At 57.6% G+C, this 19,698-nt stretch carries 19 protein-coding genes, 1 other RNA gene and 1 pseudogene; 15 read left to right on the top strand and 6 right to left on the bottom strand.

All coding sequences use genetic code 11. The features are described 5' to 3' along the window. Positions 1-58: 58 nt before the first annotated feature. The 5 genes from IM294_RS07875 (at position 59) to amtB (ending at position 5,975) form a co-directional block, all read left to right on the top strand. Positions 59-517, top strand: a complete 459-nt coding sequence (locus IM294_RS07875; RefSeq protein WP_008503307.1) for an Lrp/AsnC family transcriptional regulator — start codon at positions 59-61, stop codon at positions 515-517. A gap of 30 nt (positions 518-547) precedes the next feature. Then, entirely contained in the window at positions 548-2,320 is a 1,773-nt protein-coding gene (locus tag IM294_RS07880; RefSeq protein WP_045259904.1) for a SmdA family multidrug ABC transporter permease/ATP-binding protein, read from the top strand. Then, positions 2,313-4,094: a SmdB family multidrug efflux ABC transporter permease/ATP-binding protein gene (locus tag IM294_RS07885; protein ID WP_049137520.1), complete on the top strand. Its 1,782-nt coding sequence runs from the start codon at positions 2,313-2,315 to the stop codon at positions 4,092-4,094. The genes IM294_RS07880 and IM294_RS07885 overlap by 8 nt, the downstream gene beginning before the upstream one ends. A 220-nt stretch (positions 4,095-4,314) precedes the next feature. Beyond that, a complete protein-coding gene (gene glnK / locus IM294_RS07890) occupies positions 4,315-4,653 on the top strand; it encodes a P-II family nitrogen regulator (RefSeq protein WP_008503304.1) in 339 nt (112 codons plus the stop codon). A 35-nt stretch (positions 4,654-4,688) separates the two neighbouring features. Further along, positions 4,689-5,975: an ammonium transporter AmtB gene (amtB, locus tag IM294_RS07895; RefSeq protein ID WP_014882787.1), complete on the top strand. Its 1,287-nt coding sequence runs from the start codon at positions 4,689-4,691 to the stop codon at positions 5,973-5,975. A gap of 94 nt (positions 5,976-6,069) precedes the next feature. On the opposite strand, the gene tesB is transcribed toward amtB, so the two are convergent. Beyond that, complete coding sequence (tesB, locus tag IM294_RS07900) at positions 6,070-6,930, bottom strand: acyl-CoA thioesterase II (protein WP_028012172.1); 861 nt, start codon at positions 6,928-6,930, stop codon at positions 6,070-6,072. A 203-nt stretch (positions 6,931-7,133) separates the two neighbouring features. Here tesB and IM294_RS07905 point away from each other — a divergent pair, with 203 nt between their 5' ends. Further along, positions 7,134-7,661: a YbaY family lipoprotein gene (locus tag IM294_RS07905; RefSeq protein ID WP_028012173.1), complete on the top strand. Its 528-nt coding sequence runs from the start codon at positions 7,134-7,136 to the stop codon at positions 7,659-7,661. A 33-nt stretch (positions 7,662-7,694) separates the two neighbouring features. On the opposite strand, the pseudogene IM294_RS07910 reads toward IM294_RS07905, so the two are convergent. Then, positions 7,695-8,091 (bottom strand): annotated as a pseudogene (locus IM294_RS07910) (MGMT family protein). Positions 8,092-8,175: 84 nt separating this feature from the next. On the opposite strand from IM294_RS07910, the gene ffs reads away from it, so the two are divergent. From ffs to IM294_RS07925, 3 genes are all read left to right on the top strand, one after another. Then, an RNA gene (ffs, locus tag IM294_RS07915) (signal recognition particle sRNA small type) lies at positions 8,176-8,272 on the top strand. A gap of 258 nt (positions 8,273-8,530) precedes the next feature. After that, positions 8,531-8,782 (top strand): hypothetical protein, encoded by a 252-nt coding sequence (locus tag IM294_RS07920; protein WP_048961231.1) that lies wholly within the window; start codon positions 8,531-8,533, stop codon positions 8,780-8,782. After that, positions 8,779-8,994, top strand: a complete 216-nt coding sequence (locus IM294_RS07925) for a hypothetical protein (protein WP_028012176.1) — start codon at positions 8,779-8,781, stop codon at positions 8,992-8,994. The genes IM294_RS07920 and IM294_RS07925 overlap by 4 nt, the downstream gene beginning before the upstream one ends. 80 nt (positions 8,995-9,074) lie before the next feature. Here IM294_RS07925 and IM294_RS07930 read toward each other — a convergent pair whose 3' ends face one another. Next, positions 9,075-10,496 (bottom strand): PLP-dependent aminotransferase family protein, encoded by a 1,422-nt coding sequence (locus tag IM294_RS07930; RefSeq protein WP_100170677.1) that lies wholly within the window; start codon positions 10,494-10,496, stop codon positions 9,075-9,077. Positions 10,497-10,582: 86 nt separating this feature from the next. On the opposite strand from IM294_RS07930, the gene IM294_RS07935 reads away from it, so the two are divergent. From IM294_RS07935 to IM294_RS07945, 3 genes are all read left to right on the top strand, one after another. After that, positions 10,583-11,194, top strand: a complete 612-nt coding sequence (locus tag IM294_RS07935) for a YitT family protein (RefSeq protein WP_028012178.1) — start codon at positions 10,583-10,585, stop codon at positions 11,192-11,194. A 76-nt stretch (positions 11,195-11,270) separates the two neighbouring features. Beyond that, entirely contained in the window at positions 11,271-12,341 is a 1,071-nt protein-coding gene (locus IM294_RS07940; protein WP_126818306.1) for a LacI family DNA-binding transcriptional regulator, read from the top strand. A gap of 102 nt (positions 12,342-12,443) precedes the next feature. Next, on the top strand, positions 12,444-15,536 hold the full coding sequence (locus tag IM294_RS07945) for a beta-galactosidase (RefSeq protein WP_193360321.1): 3,093 nt from the start codon (positions 12,444-12,446) through the stop codon (positions 15,534-15,536). 33 nt (positions 15,537-15,569) lie between these two features. On the opposite strand, the gene IM294_RS07950 is transcribed toward IM294_RS07945, so the two are convergent. After that, positions 15,570-16,388: a nickel/cobalt efflux protein RcnA gene (locus IM294_RS07950; RefSeq protein WP_126818308.1), complete on the bottom strand. Its 819-nt coding sequence runs from the start codon at positions 16,386-16,388 to the stop codon at positions 15,570-15,572. A 133-nt stretch (positions 16,389-16,521) separates the two neighbouring features. On the opposite strand from IM294_RS07950, the gene IM294_RS07955 reads away from it, so the two are divergent. Continuing rightward, positions 16,522-16,794, top strand: coding sequence for a metal/formaldehyde-sensitive transcriptional repressor (locus IM294_RS07955; RefSeq protein WP_028012182.1), 273 nt, complete (start codon positions 16,522-16,524; stop codon positions 16,792-16,794). Here IM294_RS07955 and IM294_RS07960 read toward each other — a convergent pair. Further along, the gene (locus IM294_RS07960; RefSeq protein WP_126818309.1) at positions 16,787-18,352 is read right to left on the bottom strand and encodes an EAL domain-containing protein; all 1,566 of its coding nucleotides are present in this window, start codon (positions 18,350-18,352) and stop codon (positions 16,787-16,789) included. The two genes, IM294_RS07955 and IM294_RS07960, sit on opposite strands and share 8 nt — an antisense overlap. A gap of 219 nt (positions 18,353-18,571) precedes the next feature. Here IM294_RS07960 and IM294_RS07965 point away from each other — a divergent pair, with 219 nt between their 5' ends. Both IM294_RS07965 and ykgO read left to right on the top strand, forming a co-directional pair. Beyond that, positions 18,572-18,832: a type B 50S ribosomal protein L31 gene (locus IM294_RS07965; protein WP_006176933.1), complete on the top strand. Its 261-nt coding sequence runs from the start codon at positions 18,572-18,574 to the stop codon at positions 18,830-18,832. 2 nt (positions 18,833-18,834) lie between these two features. Further along, entirely contained in the window at positions 18,835-18,975 is a 141-nt protein-coding gene (gene ykgO, locus IM294_RS07970; RefSeq protein WP_003859006.1) for a type B 50S ribosomal protein L36, read from the top strand. Here ykgO and IM294_RS07975 read toward each other — a convergent pair. Further along, on the bottom strand, positions 18,972-19,682 hold the full coding sequence (locus tag IM294_RS07975; protein ID WP_045259912.1) for a GNAT family N-acetyltransferase: 711 nt from the start codon (positions 19,680-19,682) through the stop codon (positions 18,972-18,974). The two genes, ykgO and IM294_RS07975, sit on opposite strands and share 4 nt — an antisense overlap. Positions 19,683-19,698: the final 16 nt, after the last annotated feature.

Consider the following 19,698-nt stretch of genomic DNA (forward strand, 5'->3'; position numbering starts at 1 on the left):
TTGCTATCTGGCCTTTAAAATAGAATGAAGGGAGAAAAATTTTCTCTATGAGGTGGGTATGCTAGATAAAATTGACCGCAAGCTCCTTTCATTGCTGCAAAGTGACTGTACCCTCTCTTTGCAGGCGCTGGCAGATGCCGTTAATCTGACTACCACACCGTGCTGGAAGCGCCTAAAAAAGCTGGAAGATGACGGCATTCTTCTGGGGCGCGTCGCATTACTCGATCCCGAAAAACTGGGGCTTGGGCTGACGGCATTTGTGCTGATAAAAACCCAACACCACAGCAGCGAGTGGTATTGCCGCTTCGTCACTCAGGTGTCTGAGATGCCCGAGGTGCTCGGCTTCTGGCGTATGGCCGGCGAGTACGATTACCTGATGCGCGTCCAGGTGGCTGACATGAAGCGCTATGATGATTTCTACAAGCGGCTGGTGAACAGCGTCCCGGGCTTGTCGGACGTCACCTCAAGCTTCGCCATGGAACAGATTAAGTACACCACAGCCTTACCTATTGAATAACTTCGTAAAATACCTTCAGGAACAAACCGCGTGCGATTATTTGCCCAATTAAGCTGGTACTTTCGTCGGGAGTGGCAACGCTACCTCGGTGCAGTCGCCCTGCTTATTATCATTGCCATTTTGCAGCTGATCCCGCCGAAGGTGGTGGGCTACGTCGTGGATGGCGTCACTGAACAGCATTACACCACCGCACGGGTGTTGATGTGGGTTGGCACACTGGTGCTGACTGCGGTCATTGTTTATCTCCTGCGCTACGTCTGGCGCGTGCTGCTGTTTGGTGCGTCCTATCAGCTGGCCGTTGAGCTGCGTGAAGATTTTTACCGCCAGCTGAGCCGACAGCATCCCGAATTTTATCTGCGTCATCGCACCGGGGATCTCATTGCCCGCGCGACGAACGACGTCGATCGCGTGGTCTTTGCCGCCGGGGAAGGGGTGCTGACGCTGGTGGACTCGCTGGTGATGGGCTGTGCGGTGCTGATCGTCATGTCCACGCAGATTAGCTGGCAATTAACCCTGCTCGCCCTGCTGCCGATGCCGATCATGGCGCTGGCGATCAATCGCTACGGCGAACAGCTGCACGAGCGCTTCAAGCTGGCGCAGGCGGCGTTTTCTTCTCTGAACGATCGCACCCAGGAGAGCATGACCAGCATCCGCATGATCAAAGCGTTTGGCCTGGAAGATCGGCAGTCCGCGCTGTTTGCGGCCGATGCGGCAGACACGGGGGCGAAAAACATGCGCGTCGCGCGTATTGATGCGCGATTTGATCCAACGATTTATGTCGCAATCGGCATGGCAAACCTGCTTGCCATTGGCGGCGGGAGCTGGATGGTGGTGCAGGGCACATTGACCCTGGGGCAATTGACCAGCTTTGCGATGTATCTGGGGCTGATGATCTGGCCGATGCTGGCGCTGGCCTGGATGTTTAATATCGTAGAGCGCGGCAGCGCCGCCTACAGCCGCATCCGCGCCATGCTGGCCGAAGCGCCGGTGGTCAATGACGGCAGCGAAGCGGTGCCGGAAGGGCGCGGCGTTATGAACGTCGACGTTCGCAAATTTGTCTATCCGCAAACGGAACATCCGGTGCTGGAGAACGTTAGCTTTACGCTGCGGCCGGGCCAGATGCTGGGCATCTGCGGCCCGACGGGGTCCGGAAAAAGTACCGTGCTCTCTCTGCTTCAGCGCCACTTTGACGTCACCGAGGGCGATATCCGTTTCCATGATATCCCCCTGGCGAACCTGCTGCTGGACGAGTGGCGTGGCCGTCTGGCGGTAGTCAGCCAGACGCCGTTTTTATTTTCGGACACCGTGGCGAATAACATTGCGCTTGGTCACCCGTCGGCGACGCAGGAAGAGATCGAACACGTGGCGCGCTTAGCCAGCGTACATGACGATATTTTGCGTCTGCCGCAGGGCTACGAAACGGAAGTCGGGGAACGTGGCGTCATGCTGTCCGGCGGGCAGAAACAGCGAATCTCGATTGCCCGCGCGCTGCTGCTGAATGCTGAAATCCTCATTCTGGATGATGCGCTCTCCGCCGTGGATGGTCGTACCGAGCATCAGATTCTGCATAACCTGCGCCAGTGGGGCGACGGACGCACGGTGATTATCAGCGCCCACCGTTTGTCAGCGCTCACCGAGGCCAGCGAAATTCTGGTCTTACAGCACGGACACATTGCCCAGCGCGGGCAGCATGAAACGCTTGCCGAGCAGCCGGGCTGGTATCGCGATATGTACCGCTATCAACAGCTTGAGGCGGCGCTGGACGATGCGCCGGAACAGGATCAGGAGGCCACCAATGCGTAAGCTCGGAACGATGTGGCCGACGCTCAAACGTCTGCTGGCCTACGGCTCGCCGTGGCGCAAACCGCTCTCCGTGGCCGTGCTTTTACTCTGGATAGCGGCGATTGCTGAGGTGAGCGGGCCGCTGCTCATCAGCTACTTCATCGACAATATGGTCGCCAAAAGCTACCTGCCGCTGGGGCTGGTGGCGGGCTTAGGCGTGGCCTACGTTGGGTTGCAGCTGGCGGCGGCAGGGCTGCACTATGCGCAGTCGCTGCTGTTTAACCGTGCCGCCGTGGGCGTGGTTCAGCAGCTGCGCACGGATGTAATGGACGCGGCGCTTCGCCAGCCGCTCAGCGAGTTTGATATCCAGCCGGTCGGGCAGGTGATTTCGCGCGTGACCAACGATACCGAAGTGATCCGCGACCTGTACGTCACCGTGGTCGCGACGGTGTTACGCAGTGCGGCGCTGATCGGCGCGATGCTGGTGGCGATGTTCAGCCTCGACTGGCGCATGGCGCTGGTGGCGATTACCATCTTCCCGGCGGTGCTGATCGTGATGATCATCTACCAGCGCTACAGCACGCCAATCGTGCGTCGGGTGCGCGCCTATCTGGCCGACATTAACGATGGCTTCAACGAAGTGATTAACGGCATGAGCGTCATCCAGCAGTTCCGCCAGCAGGCGCGCTTTGGCGAGCGGATGGGCGAAGCCAGCCGATCGCACTATATGGCGCGTATGCAGACGCTGCGCCTCGACGGCTTCCTGCTGCGTCCGCTGCTCAGCCTTTTCTCTGCGCTGGTGCTTTGCGGTTTACTGATGCTCTTTGGCCTGAGCTCAAGCGGTACGATTGAAGTGGGCGTGCTGTACGCTTTTATTAGCTATCTGGGGCGCCTTAACGAGCCGCTGATCGAGCTCACGACCCAGCAATCGATGCTGCAGCAGGCGGTCGTCGCCGGCGAGCGCGTGTTTGAGCTGATGGACAGGCCGCGTCAGGCCTACGGTCGTGACGAGCGACCTCTGCAAAGCGGCGCCATTGCCTTTGATAACGTCTCGTTTGCCTATCGCGAAGACCGGCTGGTGTTGCAGGACATTACGCTGGATGTCCCGTCGCGCGGTTTCGTGGCGCTGGTGGGACATACGGGCAGCGGCAAGAGCACGCTCGCCAGCCTGTTGATGGGCTACTACCCGGTCACGCAAGGCGAAATCCGCCTCGACGGACGCCCGCTCGCGTCTCTCAGCCACAACGTGTTGCGTAAAGGCGTCGCGATGGTGCAGCAGGATCCGGTCGTCCTGGCCGATACCTTCTACGCCAACGTGACCCTGGGGCGAGACTACTCTCAGGAGCAGGTATGGGAGGTGCTGGAAAAAGTGCAGCTGGCAGACCTGGCGCGCGGGTTTAGCGACGGGATTAATACCCGGCTGGGCGAGCAGGGAAACAACCTCTCCGTTGGGCAAAAGCAGCTTCTCGCGCTGGCGCGGGTGCTGATTGAAACCCCGCAGGTGCTGATTCTGGATGAAGCGACGGCCAGCATTGACTCCGGCACCGAGCAGGCCATCCAGCAGGCGCTGGCCGCGGTACGCGACCATACGACACTGGTGGTGATTGCCCATCGCCTTTCCACCATTGTCGATGCCGATACCATTCTGGTGCTGCATCGTGGACAAGCCGTGGAGCGCGGGACGCACCGTGAGCTGCTGGAAGCCAAAGGGCGCTACTGGCAGATGTATCAGCTTCAGCTGGCGGGCGAAGAGCTCGCGGCCAGCGTGCGCGAGGAAGAGTCGCTCAGCGCCTGATGCACCAAAACAAAGCAACGCGCTAACAGTCATTCCTGTTGGTGCAATACTGAAACGCACCGTGCACCGACATGGTGCGTTTTTTTTCGCCGGTTCGTTAAGGAAGACGGCATAACGCTCGTCGCACCGCTTTTCTCTCTCGTTTTCATTTCTGGCACACCCCTTGCAATACCTTCTGCGTGAGCTGCGGCCATTACCGAATTCTGACTGGAGGGGATCTATGAAGCTGGTTACGGTGGTAATCAAACCATTCAAACTGGAAGACGTGCGTGAAGCATTGTCCTCAATGGGTATTCAGGGACTGACTGTCACCGAAGTGAAAGGCTTTGGTCGTCAGAAGGGTCATGCCGAGCTTTATCGCGGGGCGGAATACAGCGTTAACTTTCTGCCAAAAGTAAAAATTGATGTCGCGATTGCTGACGATCAGCTTGATGAAGTGATTGATGTGATTAGCAAAGCGGCCTACACCGGCAAAATTGGCGACGGCAAAATTTTCGTTGCCGAACTGCAGCGCGTCATTCGCATTCGTACCGGCGAATCTGACGAAGCGGCACTGTAAATAACGCCTGGCACACAGTGATAGGGATCGAGAAAATGAAGATAGCAACACTTAAAACGGGTCTGGGTTCGCTGGCACTGCTGCCGGGCCTGGCGCTGGCTGCTCCTGCCGTGGCAGACAAAGCCGATAACGCCTTTATGATGATCAGCACCGCGCTGGTGCTGTTCATGTCTATCCCGGGCATTGCGCTGTTCTACGGCGGCCTGATCCGCGGCAAAAACGTTCTCTCCATGCTGACGCAGGTTGCCGTGACGTTCGCGCTGGTCTGCGTGCTGTGGGTGGTTTACGGTTACTCGCTGGCCTTCGGTACCGGCAACGCCTTCTTTGGTAACTTCGACTGGGTAATGCTGAAAAATATTGAGCTGACCGCGCTGATGGGCAGCTTCTACCAGTACATCCACGTCGCGTTCCAGGGCTCGTTCGCCTGCATTACCGTCGGGCTGATCGTGGGCGCGCTGGCGGAGCGCATCCGTTTCTCTGCCGTTCTGATCTTCGTGGTGGTCTGGCTGACCCTCTCCTATGTGCCGATTGCGCACATGGTCTGGGGCGGTGGTCTGCTGGCAACGCACGGCGCGCTGGACTTTGCGGGCGGTACCGTTGTCCATATCAACGCCGCGGTAGCGGGCCTGGTGGGCGCATACCTGATTGGCAAACGCGTGGGCTTCGGTAAAGAGGCGTTCAAACCGCATAACCTGCCGATGGTGTTTACCGGTACGGCTATCCTCTACTTTGGCTGGTTCGGCTTCAACGCCGGCTCCGCAAGTGCCGCGAACGAAATCGCCGCGCTGGCCTTCGTGAACACCGTTGTGGCGACGGCGGGTGCAATTCTCTCCTGGGTATTCGGCGAGTGGGCGGTACGCGGTAAACCTTCCCTGCTGGGTGCCTGTTCAGGGGCGATTGCCGGTCTGGTCGGTATCACCCCGGCGTGTGGCTATGTGGGTGTCGGTGGTGCGCTGCTGGTGGGACTGGTCGCGGGCCTGGCAGGTCTGTGGGGCGTCACCGCACTGAAACGCGTGCTGCGCGTGGATGACCCTTGCGATGTGTTCGGCGTCCACGGCGTGTGCGGCATCGTCGGCTGTATCATGACCGGCATCTTCGCCGCGAAATCACTGGGTGGCGTGGGCTACGCAGAAGGTGTCACCATGGTTCATCAGGTGCTGGTGCAGCTGGAAAGTATCGCTATCACCGTGGTGTGGTCTGCCGTTGTCGCCTTCATCGGCTATAAGCTGGCGGATATGACCGTTGGGCTGCGCGTACCGGAAGAGCAGGAGCGCGAAGGTCTGGACGTCAACAGCCACGGCGAGAATGCGTATAACGCCTAATAAAAAGCAAAACGGCAACTTCGGTTGCCGTTTTTAATATTTATTCCCTCTCCCATGGGAGAGGGGCAGGGTGAGGGCATCAGGCCGCACACCATCACCCGCGATTACGCATTACCCCTTCCTGCACCGTAGAAGCGACCAGCACGCCGTCCTGGGTATAAAACTCTCCACGCACAAACCCGCGAGCGCTCGACGCTGACGTACTCTCCACGCTGTAAAGCAGCCACTCATTCATATTGAACGGACGGTGGAACCACATGGAGTGATCGATGGTTGCGACCTGCATCCCTTTTTCAAGGAAGCCAACGCCGTGCGGCTGTAGCGCAACCGGCAGAAAGTTAAAGTCTGACGCGTAGCCCAGCAGATACTGATGCACGCGGAAATCTTCCGGCACGGTGCCATTGGCGCGGATCCAGACCTGACGTTTCGGCTCGGCGGTGTGGCCTTTCATAGGGTTGTGGAACTCAACCGGGCGGATCTCCAGCGGTTTATCGCAGAGAAACTTCTCTTTGACCTGCGGCGGAAGCAGATGCGCCAGCGCGCGGGCGATATCAGTCTCTGATTTGAGTTCGTCCGGCGACGGTGCTGGCGGCATCACTTTCTGATGTTCATATCCCGGTTCCGGCGCCTGGAAAGAGGCGGTCATATAAAAGATAGGCTTACCGTTCTGAACGGCCGCCACGCGGCGTGCGCTGAAGCTGTTGCCGTCTCTCAGGACTTCAACGTCATACACGATCGGTTTTGCGCTGTCGCCAGGGCGTAGGAAATAGCTGTGGAATGAGTGCACCAGGCGGTCTGCAGGGACGGTCTCCTTTGCAGCGTAGAGCGCTTGTCCAACGACCTGGCCGCCGAAAACCTGACGTAAGCCGAGGTCTTCGCTCTGCCCGCGATAGAGTCCTTCCTCAATTTTTTCCAGATTCAGTAATGTCAGAAGATTGTTCAGTGCCTGACTCATAATTATCCTCAATAAACGCCGTAGCGAAAGATAGGCAGAGTATAACGCAGAAATGAAAGTGGTCCGATGGGTAGAATAATCTGAATGTCGGCACGTTTTTAGGCATTAATCGGTGATCTGTGCCACACTTAAAAACGTTATGTGATTGAAACGACATCGGATGGGATCGATCCCGCTGGTGCATTGATGATAAGGAGACTTCAATGAAACTCGTGCCCATGCTAAGTGGTGTAGCTATTGCGGTGGCGTTGTCCGCCTGTGCCGGTAAGAGCGCCCAGGTGCCGGTACCAGCTGCAGATCCGAACGGGATTAATACCCTTTCACAGCAATCCATTCAGCAGCCTAACGTTTCCGGTACAATCTGGATTAAACAGAGAGTCGCTCTGCCGCCGGATGCGGTATTAACGGTCACGCTGTCTGATGCTTCCCTGGCGGACGCGCCGTCGAAGGTGCTGGCTCAGCGCGCGGTCCGTACTGAAGGTAAGCAGGCTCCGTTTAGCTTCGTGTTGCCGTATAACCCGTCAGACGTGCAGCCGAACGCCCGTATTCTGCTGAGCGCAGCGGTAACCATCAACGGCAAGCTGGTCTTTATCACCGATACGGTCCAGGAAGCGATTAACCACGGTGGAACCAAAATCGACCTGAATCTGGTGCCGGTGCAGCAAACCGAAGTCCCGGTTGCTCCACAGACCAATCAGCCGTCCCTTCCAACCCCACCGACCCAGATGTAACTGTTGCTCTTACCCTCTCCTTCGGGGGAGGGTTTAGTACACCCAGCGGTATTTCTGCAAATCAATCTGTCCTGCGCCCGACACCTGCACACCCTCTGAAAGCAATGCCTGACGCTGACGCTGGAGATCCGGCCCGGTCAGCGAGATAGCGCCATGACGGTTCACCACCCGATGCCAGGGCAGCGTACTTCCCTCCGGGAGCCGTTTCAGGACGCCGCCGACCTGTCGCGCCGCGCGTGGAGAGCCTGCCAGCCTTGCCACATCACCATAGGTGGTGACGTAGCCTTCCGGAATCGAGGCCACGATTTGCCATACGCGCTGGGGAAAGGAGTCGTTTTCGTCCATACCTTCACCTGTGGGGATGTTTTGACCGTCATGGTAAACGAAGATCGCCCTGATTGCTGCGCCTGTTTGCGCAAGAAACCAGCATCCGGTTCCTGGTCGCTTGCAATTGGCTCTTCGCACAGGGATAATGCGCCAGCGCGTTGGTTATCAACGCTCTCAATGGGGGCTCTGTTGGTTCTCCCGCAACGCTACTCTGTTCACCAGGTCAGGTCCGGAAGGAAGCAGCCAGGGCAGACGACGTGGGTGCCGGGATGTAGCTGGCAGGGCCCCCACCCATTTGTGGCCTCATCCATCTTTCCTGTTCCCATCTCTTTTTAGCCTTTATTCCACAATAATATAATGCCTATACCGTGTAATATATATTTCATCGCTCTGAAATATTACTGTCATAAACCTGTAATAATAGACTGGCATTTTATAATTGGACGTCTATTTTCGTCAAAATTCAAAAAAATATAGATCTGGATAACAGTGATAACTTCGTGTATTAAATAAAGTACTTATTCCGAAGGGAAGTGACAAACATGGCTACTGCAGTTTTAAATGTTAAAATTGACGAAGCGCTAAAAGAAAGACTCCGCCACTATGCGGAAGTAAATAACGAAAATTTAAGCGTGACCACAGAGAAACTGCTGCTGCTGGCGTTTGAAGCAGTAGAAGAGGTGGGAGTATCGGAAGAGGATATTGATAATCAGCATACGGAAGAAGAGAGTGTTTCTCCTTTTACTCCTAAAGAAATCAAGGCTCTACGTAAACTTCTGAAGAAGAGAAAATGAAACAACAACTGTCAACTGCCAGTGACTACAACGAGGCCTGCGCTCTGTTGCGTTCAGGCTACGTGAAGCATGTACGTCTTGGCTGGAATGTTGGAAGCGATGAGTTCTTTCGTATTGCGTCTGACTGGTGTGATACCGGTGCAAAAATAAAGAAAGACGGTGATAATTTCGTTATTTCCCTGAAAGGTTTCCCCATTCCTCCTCAGCACTAAATCCTGACCAGTGAAAACTGCTGACTGCATATATTACAGTCAGCAGTTTTTATTTTATGATCCAGTTCAAAATTTTAATATTAAACCAGGCGGCGTTTGACTGCTGGCGTATTTGAATTTAGAGCGAGCCATAACGGTTTAATCCGCAGCAATGCCGCTTCCAGCTCCGCTGGCTCCAGCGAAAAGGGCATACGTAAAAAGCGGTCAAACGCCCCCGATAAGCCAAACCGCGTCCCGGTGCCCAGGTTAATCCCGATGATTTCTGCCCGTGCGGCAAGCTGTGTCGCCAGCATGCCAGGAAGTTCGATCCAGTAAGAGAGTCCGCCCTCCGCCTCATGAAACGTCCACTCCGGGAAATGTTCTCGCAGCAGGTTACTGCATCGATCGCGCCGTTCCGCCAGCATCTTGCGGCGAGCGGGCAGAAAACGCTCGCTATTGTCGATAAGCCACAGCGTTGCCAGCTGCTCAAGCAGCGGCGAGCCTAAATCCAGCGTATCGCGCGTCTGGGCGAGCGTGGCGATAGTACGCGAGGAGGCGCGGATCCAGCCGAGACGCAGCCCGCCCCAGAAGCTTTTTCCGGCAGAGCCTAGCGTAATCACGCTGGCCTGTGGGTTAAACGATGCCAGCGGTGGCGGCGGTGGCGAATCAAACCAGAGATCGACCATCGTTTCATCCACGACCAGCGCCGTGCGGGTCTGGGCTGCTATATCAGCGATTGCCTGACGGGTGGCGATATCCATGCATCGACCGGTTGGGTTGTGAAAATCGGGCATCAGGTAGGCCAGGCGCGGCGCGGTCTGGGCAAGCGTAGCCGCAAAGCCATCCGTATCCCAGCCCGTTTCCGGCAACGACACTCCTACTGGCCGACACTGTGCTCCCTGAATAGCGGCAATCGCCAGCGGATAGGTGGGGTGATCGACCACGACGCGATCCCCCGGTCCGGCCATCATCCGCAGCACCAGCGCGAACCCGCTGACGGCACCGTTGACCACCATCACCTCGTCTGCCCGGGTTGGAAGACCTCGCGCGGTATAGCGCGCAGCGATGGCCTCCCGTAGCGCCGGCAGCCCAAGCTGCTCGTAGCCCGTCAGCGAGAGGTGTTGAGTAATAGCCGTAAGTGCATGGGTGTAAGCCTGGTGGATCTCCGGCCCGGCGCTGAGGGCGGCAGTGGAAAGATCCAGGGCGACGCTCGCTGCGGAAAGGGTGGGAACGGCGCGTGCATCCGGGAGGATGACGCGCGACCCGCTGCCGTGGCGGCTTTCAAGATAACCCTCTTCACGCAGGTGGGCGAGGGCGCTGCTGACGGTGGTCCGGCTCACGTTCAGCGCCGTCGCCAGCTCACGCTCACCCGGCAGGCGCGTATGCAGCGCCAGCCGGCCATCAAGGATTAATAAGCGCAGCGCATCGGCCAGCTGGCGCCAGAGCGGAGTGCGGGATGAAGTTTGCTGCCAGTGCCCTAAAAGGCGTACCACAGACTGGCTTCCGAAGCGGCGTGATGACATAAGCAGTCCACTATTTAAAAACTGGACATTAATCTTAGTGCCATTTTAGGTCAGGATGAAAGTCGGGTTCACTGGAGAAGATAAAAATGGTACGTCGTCTGCTACAACTTTATGTCGGTTTAGGGCTGTATGGGCTTTCCACCGCGATGTTTATTCGTGCGGATCTGGGGGTCGATCCGTGGGATGTGTTTCACCTTGGCGTGGGAATACAGCTGGGGATGAGCATCGGGACGGTGATCATTTTGACCGGTGCTGCGGTGCTCTTACTGTGGATCCCACTGCGTCAGATGCCCGGTCTTGGCACGATCAGCAACGTGATTTGTATCGGTCTGGCGGCGGACGCCAGCATGGCGCTTATCCCCGAACTGAGTTCGTTATCCGTGCGCATCGCTTTCCTGGTGTCGGGCATCGTGATGAACGCGATCGCCACCAGCATGTACATCGGGGCCGGTTTCGGGCCTGGTCCGCGCGACGGCCTGATGACCGGCATTCACGCCCGGCTGGGGTGGTCCATTCGCAGCGTGCGTACCTCCATCGAAGTGTCCGTCCTGCTGATTGGGTGCGTGCTGGGTGGCTCGTTTGGGGTGGGAACCGTGGCGTATGCTCTGACCATTGGTCCGCTTATTCAGCTCTGTTTGCCCTGGTTCCGCCAGAAGCCGCGCGGTGAGAAAATGACGCAGCCGGAGCGGGTTGTTTAATTTGCGAAGCGCTCACATGTTTTAACGGCGTCGCTGTGCCAGAATAGACGCTTCGAAAATCGCGATGCCAGAACGCATGAAAGCAATCACTCTTTATGATGTCGCCCTCCTTGCGGGGGTTTCTTATCAGACCGTTTCCCGCGTGATTAACGACGCGGAGCACGTCTCTGCCCGCACGCGGGAAAAGGTGCAGCAGGCAATGGCTGAGCTGCATTACGTTCCCAACCTGCGGGCGCAGCAGCTGGCGGGGAAACGCACCCGTACGCTGGGGCTCATCACCACCGATCTGGCGCTGCACGCGCCTTCGCAAATTGTCTCGGCGGTAAAATCCCGGGCTGCAGGGCAGGGGGCGAGCGTCCTGATTTCCATGGTGGAGCAGCCGCAGCAGTGTCAGGCGGCGCTTCAGGCGCTGCTGGGGCAGCGGGTAGACGCGCTGCTGGTCAATGTGCCGCTTGACGATCCGCACGCCGAAGCGCTCAGGTCGCTGGCGACGCCCGTCCCGGTGCTGTTCCTCGACGTGTCACCGTCAGCGCAGGTAAATAGCCTCGTGTTTAACGCCGAAGAGGGGGCACGCCTGGGCGTTGAGCATCTGCTTTCGCTGGGGCATCAGCATATTGCCCTGCTGAGCGGGCCGGAAAGCTCGGTCTCTGCGCGCGCGCGTCTGGCGGGATGGAAAGCGACGCTGGCGCAGGCGGGTCTCGACGCGGCTGCGGTGGCCTACGGCGACTGGAGCGCGGCCAGCGGCTATGAGAAGGGATATGTGCTGCTCTCGGGGGCGGTACTGCCGGATGCCATTCTGGTGGCGAACGATCAGATGGCGCTTGGGGTAATGCGCGCCTGTGCGGAAAAAGGGATAGCTGTTCCTGGCCAGATATCGGTGGTCGGGTTTGACGATACGGCCGACAGCGCCTGGTTTTCTCCGCCGCTGACGACCATTCGTCAGGCGTTTCGCGAGGCAGGCGAGCGCAGCGTGGAGTGGCTTCTGTCCCCCTGCGGGGGGGAGGAATGCTGGCAGGTCCAGCTGCCGGTAACGCTGGTGACCCGACATTCCAGCGCGCGCCGCACCCCGCAGCAGGCCGAACGCGAGGATCTGGCGCAGCAGCTCAGAAGCCTGGCCCTCCTTGCCGGGCAGCTTGCCCGCAAATAAAACTTTGTGATCGGACTCGCTACCCCGCGATTGCGTGCTTTACCGTCGCCGGGTGCCAGGGCATGTTAACCAAAATTGTGAGCGCTTCGCAAAGAGGTTAATATGCCCAACACTTTATCGCTGACTCTCAGCGCCATTCTGGCCCGACGGGACTGGGAAAACCCGGGTGTCACCCAGTGGAACCGTCTGGAGGCACATGCGCCGTTACACAGCTGGCGTCTTGAACAGCCTGCCCTGGATGATGCTGCATCCGCCAGCAGACGCACCCTCAATGGGGTATGGCGATTTAACTACTTTCCTGCACCTGAGCAAATCCCGGAGGCGTGGGTAACCGAAGACTGTGCGGACGCCGTTGCGATGCCCGTGCCGTCGAACTGGCAGATGCAGGGGTTTGACACGCCGATCTACACCAACGTCACCTATCCTATCCCCGTTAATCCGCCTTTTGTGCCGCAGGAAAACCCAACCGGCTGTTACTCGCTCACATTTGATGTGGATGACGCGTGGCTTCAGAGCGGGCAGACCCGCATCATCTTTGACGGCGTGAACTCTGCGTTTCATCTGTGGTGCAACGGGCGGTGGATGGGCTATTCCCAGGACAGTAGGCTGCCTGCCGAATTCGATCTCTCGACGGTCCTGCGGCCCGGTGAGAACCGCCTGGCGGTCATGGTGTTGCGCTGGTGCGACGGCAGCTATCTGGAAGATCAGGACATGTGGCGCATGAGCGGAATTTTCCGCGATGTGACGCTGCTGCATAAACCCGAAACGCAGATTGCCGATTATCGCGTGGTGACGGACCTGAATGCGGAGCTGGACCGCGCGGTGCTTAAGGCAGATGTCGCGCTGGCAGGGGTGGGCTTTGCAGACTGCGAGGTGGTCTTTACCCTGTGGCGCAAGGGTGAAAAATGCGCCAGAGTTTCCCGGCGTCCGGGGTCTGCCGTTGTGGACGAGCGCGGCAGTTGGGACGAACGCTTAACGGTGGCGATCCCCATTGACCGCCCCGCGCTCTGGAGTGCTGAAACGCCGGAACTGTATCGTCTGACGATGGCGCTTCTCGGCCCGCAGGGTGAGGTGCTGGAGGTTGAGGCGTGCGATGTGGGCTTCCGCCGCGTTGACATCAGCAACGGCCTGCTGAAGCTTAACGGTAAGCCGCTGCTGATCCGCGGGGTTAACCGTCACGAGCATCACCCGGAAAACGGTCAGGTGATGGACGAGGCGACCATGCGTCGCGACATCGAAATCATGAAGCAGCATAACTTCAACGCCGTTCGTTGCTCGCACTACCCGAACCATCCGCTGTGGTACCGGCTTTGCGATCGCTACGGACTGTACGTCGTTGACGAAGCCAATATTGAAACCCACGGCATGGTGCCAATGAGCCGCCTCGCTGACGATCCGCGCTGGCTGCCCGCCATGAGCGAGCGCGTAACCCGCATGGTGCATCGCGATCGCAATCATCCCTCAATTATCATCTGGTCGCTGGGTAACGAGTCCGGCCACGGCGCGAATCATGATGCGCTGTACCGCTGGCTGAAAACCACCGATCCCACGCGCCCGGTACAGTACGAAGGCGGCGGGGCGAATACGGCGGCGACCGATATTGTTTGCCCGATGTACGCCCGGGTCGATTGGGATCAGCCTTTCCCGGCGGTGCCTAAATGGTCAATCAAGAAATGGATCGGCATGCCCGACGAAACGCGTCCGCTGATCCTCTGTGAATACGCCCACGCGATGGGAAACAGCTTCGGCGGGTTTGCGAAATACTGGCAGGCGTTTCGCAGCCATCCTCGCCTGCAGGGTGGGTTTGTCTGGGACTGGGTCGATCAGGCGTTGACGAAGAAAGACGAAAAGGGCAACGCGTTCTGGGCCTACGGCGGGGACTTTGGCGATACGCCGAACGATCGCCAGTTCTGCCTCAATGGCCTGGTCTTCCCCGATCGCACGCCGCACCCGGCGCTGTACGAGGCGCAGCGCGCCCAGCAGTTCTTTACCTTTACGCTGGTCAGTACCTCTCCGCTGGTGATTGAGGTGCAAAGCGGCTACCTGTTCCGCCCTACCGATAACGAAGTGCTGAGCTGGACGGTTGCCTGGGATGGGAAGGTACTGGCTTCGGGCGAGGTGACGCTGGCGATAGCCCCTGAAGGCGTTCAGCGTCTGGAGATCGCTCTGCCGGAATTGAAAACCGAGCCGGGGGAAGTCTGGCTGAATGTTGAAGTACGCCAGCCGCGGGCAACGCCGTGGTCACCGGCTGACCATCGCTGCGCGTGGGAACAGTGGCTGCTTCCGTCTCCGCTGTTTGTCGCACCGCCAGCCTCTGCGGGCGAGCCGCCGGTTTTGACGCAAAACGACCGCATCCTGGCGATCGCGCATGGTCAACAGCGCTGGCAGTTCGATCGCGCATCCGGAAACCTGACTCAATGGTGGCGAAATGGCGTTGAAACGCTGCTTTCACCCGTGACGGATAACGTCAGCCGCGCGCCGCTGGACAACGACATTGGGGTGAGCGAAGCGACGCGCATCGATCCAAACGCGTGGGTTGAACGCTGGAAAGCGGCGGGCATGTACGATCTCACCTCGCGCATGCTGCACTGTGAGGCAGAGCAGCATGCGCGTGAGGTGGTGGTTACCACGCTTAATGTCCTGGAGCATCGCGGCAGGGCGCTGTTCCTGAGCCGTAAAATCTGGCGGGTGGACGAGCAGGGTGTTCTGCATGGCGACATTCAGGTCGATACTGCGTCTGATATCCCGGAGCCCGCGCGCATTGGCCTGAGCGTTCATCTCGCTGAAACGCCAGAAAAGGTTGACTGGCTGGGGCTGGGGCCGCATGAAAACTACCCGGACAGAAAGCTGGCGGCGCAGCAGGGGCGCTGGACACTGCCCCTGGCAGACATGCACACGCCGTATATCTTCCCGACGGAAAATGGTTTGCGCTGCGATACCCGCAAACTTGTGCTGGGTGCGCATCAGCTGAATGGCGCGTTCCATTTCTCCGTGGGCCGCTATAGCCAGCAGCAGCTGCGTGAGACAACCCATCATCATCTGCTGCGGGAAGAGCCGGGGTGCTGGCTCAACCTGGATGCGTTTCATATGGGGGTGGGCGGCGATGACTCCTGGAGCCCCAGCGTTTCACCGGAATTTATCCTGCAGACGCGCCAGCTTCGTTATACCTTTAGCTGGCAGCAGACTCTTATCTGACCAGAGAGGCGGCCACCGGGCGTGGCCGCCTGCTTACGCCAGAATGCCGCTCAGGCCATGCAGGCTCATGTAAATCCCTACCACGATAATCAGCGCGGCGGAGATCCACGGCGCTTTGCGGGAAAGTTCGCTGAATCCGGGCCAGCGTTTTGTCGCGTGCTTGAGGCTTAAGGCGGCAATCGCGCCGGAAGCGACCAGCGTTAACGCCAGACCGATGCTGAAGCTGAATACCAGCGTCGCGCCGAGCGCAAAATGCTTCAGCTGCAGGCAGATCAGCAGAACGGTGATGGACGCCGGGCAGGGGATAAGCCCGCCGGTCAGGCCAAACATCGCGATCTGTCCTGTCGTCACGTTTTGTCCGTTAAAGCGCCGGTTGATATCCTGCGCGTGCGCGCGCTGGTGGGCGTCCTGCCACTCCTCTTCAACCAGCGGGTGTTCGTGGTGATGGTGATGATCATGGTGGTGGTCATGGTCATGATGGTGGTGGCAATCGTGATGATGATCGTGTGGCCGGCTCTCTTTCCAGGTTCGCCACGCCATCCACAGGGCGATTGCAACGATCAACACTCCGGAGATCAGCTGAAACCAGGGTTCAGACGTATGTGCGTCCCAGCCGCGGCCAAACCATAGTCCTGCCATGGCAATGATCCAGACTACCGCCGTATGGGAAAGCGTAGCCGCCAGACCGAGCAGCACCGCCTGCTTCAGCGTGCCGCGGATAGCCACGATAAAGGCAGCCATCATTGTTTTTGAGTGGCCCGGCTCCAGGCCATGCAGCGCACCGAGCAGGATAGCGCTGGGAACAAACAGCCAGGCATTACCCTGCTGCAGGAGTGAAGCAAAATCGTTCATTGAAATTTCCAGTATGGAAAGCGTGCGCAAATAGTACTCCCCCCCAGTAGCATAATACTACCCCCCAGTAGAAAAATACTCAGGGGGAGTAGAGCGTGATATGCTTTAAAAGCCAAAACTGAGGGAGACAGAGATGTCACATACCGTTCGCGATAAGAAGATGTTATTGACTCGCCTGAAGAAAATTCAGGGGCAGAGCACCGCGCTGGAGAAAATGCTCAACAGCGATCACGAATGTGCCGAGGTGTTGCAGCAGCTGGCGGCGATCCGTGGCGCGGTCAATGGCATGATGATGCAGGTGATTGAAGGGCATCTTACCGATCATGTCGTGAAAGAGCCCGAAGAGGCGCAGCGTGAAGCCGATCTTGGCGTCGTGCTGCAGGTGATCAAATCCTATCTTAAGTAGAGCGCGTGGCGAGGTTGTTCTCTGCCCAAAGGATAAATTCCGTCCTGGGCAGCGCCTTACTGTAGAACCACCCCTGCCCATACTGCACGCCGTGGCGGTGCAGCCAGGTAAGCTGCCCTTCGGTCTCCACGCCTTCCGCCACCATTGCCAGCTGCAGCGACTTCGCCATTTCGATAATGTGCGGCGTTACGTTTTTGTACTCCAGTGCATCCACGAACGATTTGTCAATTTTTAGCGTGTCGACATCGAGATGCTGCAGATAGCTGAGGCTGGAATAGCCCGTGCCAAAATCATCAATGTAGACAGGGTGGCCCGAACGGCGAAACGCGGCGATAGCCGGCGCGCTGATTTTGGGGTCGGCAAAGCCACGCTCGGTTAACTCAAGGGCGATTTGTCGGGGATGAATCTGCCACTTATTCAGGAGTTGACTCAGTAAAGGCGGCAGATTACCGGAGGTCAAATCGGCCGGGGCGAGGTTGATGGAGATATGCTGATCGGGGTGGAGCTGCAGCCAGTGGCCCATATCTTCAAACACTTTTTCCATAACTAACTGCGTCAGCTGCGAGATGAGGCCGGTTTGCTCGGCAAGCGGCACAAATATATCAGGCGAGAGACTGCTTCCGTCTGGCTGGGGCCAGCGCGCAAGCGCTTCCGCACCCACGATTTTTCCACTGCACAGCGCCACGATGGGCTGATAGTGAACCACAAAATCGCGGCTGTTAATGGCGTCCTGCAGGCGATTGCGCGGCGACTGGATACGTCGCAGGATCCGCAGGACAAACAGTGCCGCCAGCAGGCTTATCAGGACGCCAAACGGCAGCCAGAAAAGCAGCTGTCGGTGCCAGCTTTCAGCCAGGGGGGTGAGCGATGCCCACGTGACGACAGTAAATCCAAGCTCAGGGACTGGCTTCATGACGTACATGGAGCCCTTGTACTGAACGCTGGAGACGCCTCGATCGTTGATCCGATCGCGGATATGCGGATCAAGCGTATTACTGCTGGCGAAAATAAGATGCGTTGCGCTTCCCACCAGAGCGGCATCAATGGCAATCGCCCCGAAAGGGATCACATCCACAAGCGAGGCAGGATCGACCAGAACAAGGTAATGGCCCTTCCCGAGCACGGCCATATAGCGGTGAAAGCCAAGATCGTTCTGTGCGGTAAGCCATGCGCTGTAGCCATCTTCGGTGATACGCATGGGGGGAGGATAAGCGGCGGATTTACTCGCCTGCTCAAGCGAAGAGCAGAGGGGTTTAAGGTTGTCGATATAGATCACCTCCTGGATATAGCGCCACGAGAACGCGACCCGACGTATTTCCCTCAAATGCAGCGGACTACAGGGAACGCCCTTAAATCCCTGCAGGTGATTTAACGCTTCTTTAGCCTGATCCACGACCCTGTCGGTGCGCATCAGCACCCGAGAAGCATAGCTATCCAGCGCATCAACAAATTTCTCTTCTGCCTGGCGATGGGCAAGCCAGATGCTGAGACAAATGGGAACCAGCACGGAAAAGATAAGTACGCCAGTCACCAGACTGACCAGATGTCGGGTTTTCATGCTGTCGTTTCCTTTCTCATATGCCCGAATCCGGACGCTGAGTTTCCTGCCTGAAGAGAAAGATTTTACCGCGAAATGAAATAGTTATAGCACGTGGGGGCAGGGTTTTCATGTTATCTAAAGCAAATTTGAAAATATCCTCAGGAGAGAGAGGGTTGTTTTTTCAACCTTACCTGGATATTATTTTGTTATGTTATAACAAAACATAAAGGGTTTATGATGAAACCAAACATCCATCCAGCGTATCGCACCGTGGTATTCCACGACACCAGTGCCAATGAATACTTTAAAGTGGGTTCAACCATTAAAACCGACCGCGAAATTGAGCTCGACGGTGAAACGTATCCGTACATCACTATCGAGGTTTCTTCAAAATCGCATCCGTTTTATACCGGTAAGCAAAAAACGTTTTCCACGGATGGCAGCGCAGCGCGCTTCCGCAAGCGTTTTGGCGGTTTTCTTAATGCGAAGCGGGGCTAACCATGCAGGTGCTTAACTCATTGCGCAGCGCAAAACAGCGTCACCCGGATTGCCAGATAGTCAAACGCAAGGGACGCTTATATGTGATTTGCAAATCTAATCCGCGCTTTAAGGCGGTGCAGGGACGTAAAAAAAGACGCTAGACTCGCGTTTCTCGCCAGCTTTCCAGGGATCTTTTCTGTTTGCCATCGGCAGTAAAATTGTCGGTGGCAAGCCAGCCTTCAAAGGCGCTCGCCAGCGCCGGCCACTCTTTGTCGAGAATTGAAAACCAGTCGGTATCCCGGTTACGGCCTTTTATGACCAGCGCCTGGCGAAAACGGCCCTCAAACTGAAAGCCCAGACGCAGTGCCGCTTTGCGTGATGGTTCGTTCAGGCTGTTGCACTTCCATTCATATCGCCGGTAGCCCAGGGTATCGAACGCGTACCGCATCAGCAGATATTGCGCTTCTGTTGACATGGGCGTGCGGCTTAACAGCACGGAGAAGTGAACGTGTCCCACTTCCACAACGCCGTTTTTAGGATCGATCCGCATCAGGGCCAGCGTCCCGACCGGGGCCTGGGTCTGATTATCGATAACGGTAAAGTGCATCGGATCAGATAACTCACACACGCTTGCCACCCATTCGGCAAACTCAGCGGCCGTGGCATCGGGTTCACGCAGAAGCCACGTCCAGCTCCGGGTGTCTCCGGCCAGAGCATAGGCGGAGAACAGCGCCCCGGCATGCTCCACGCGCAGCGGTTCAAGCCGACAATAATGCCCCTGCAGTACCACCCGGGACGGATGAGGGCGAGGCTGCCAGTCGGTAAGGGCTTCGCCCACAGGTTGTCCAAACTCATTGAATGTCTTCATCTTTATTTCCGTGACG

Source organism: Enterobacter cloacae complex sp. P43RS (assembly GCF_014930585.1).
GTDB classification, from domain to species: Bacteria; Pseudomonadota; Gammaproteobacteria; order Enterobacterales; family Enterobacteriaceae; genus Enterobacter; species Enterobacter bugandensis.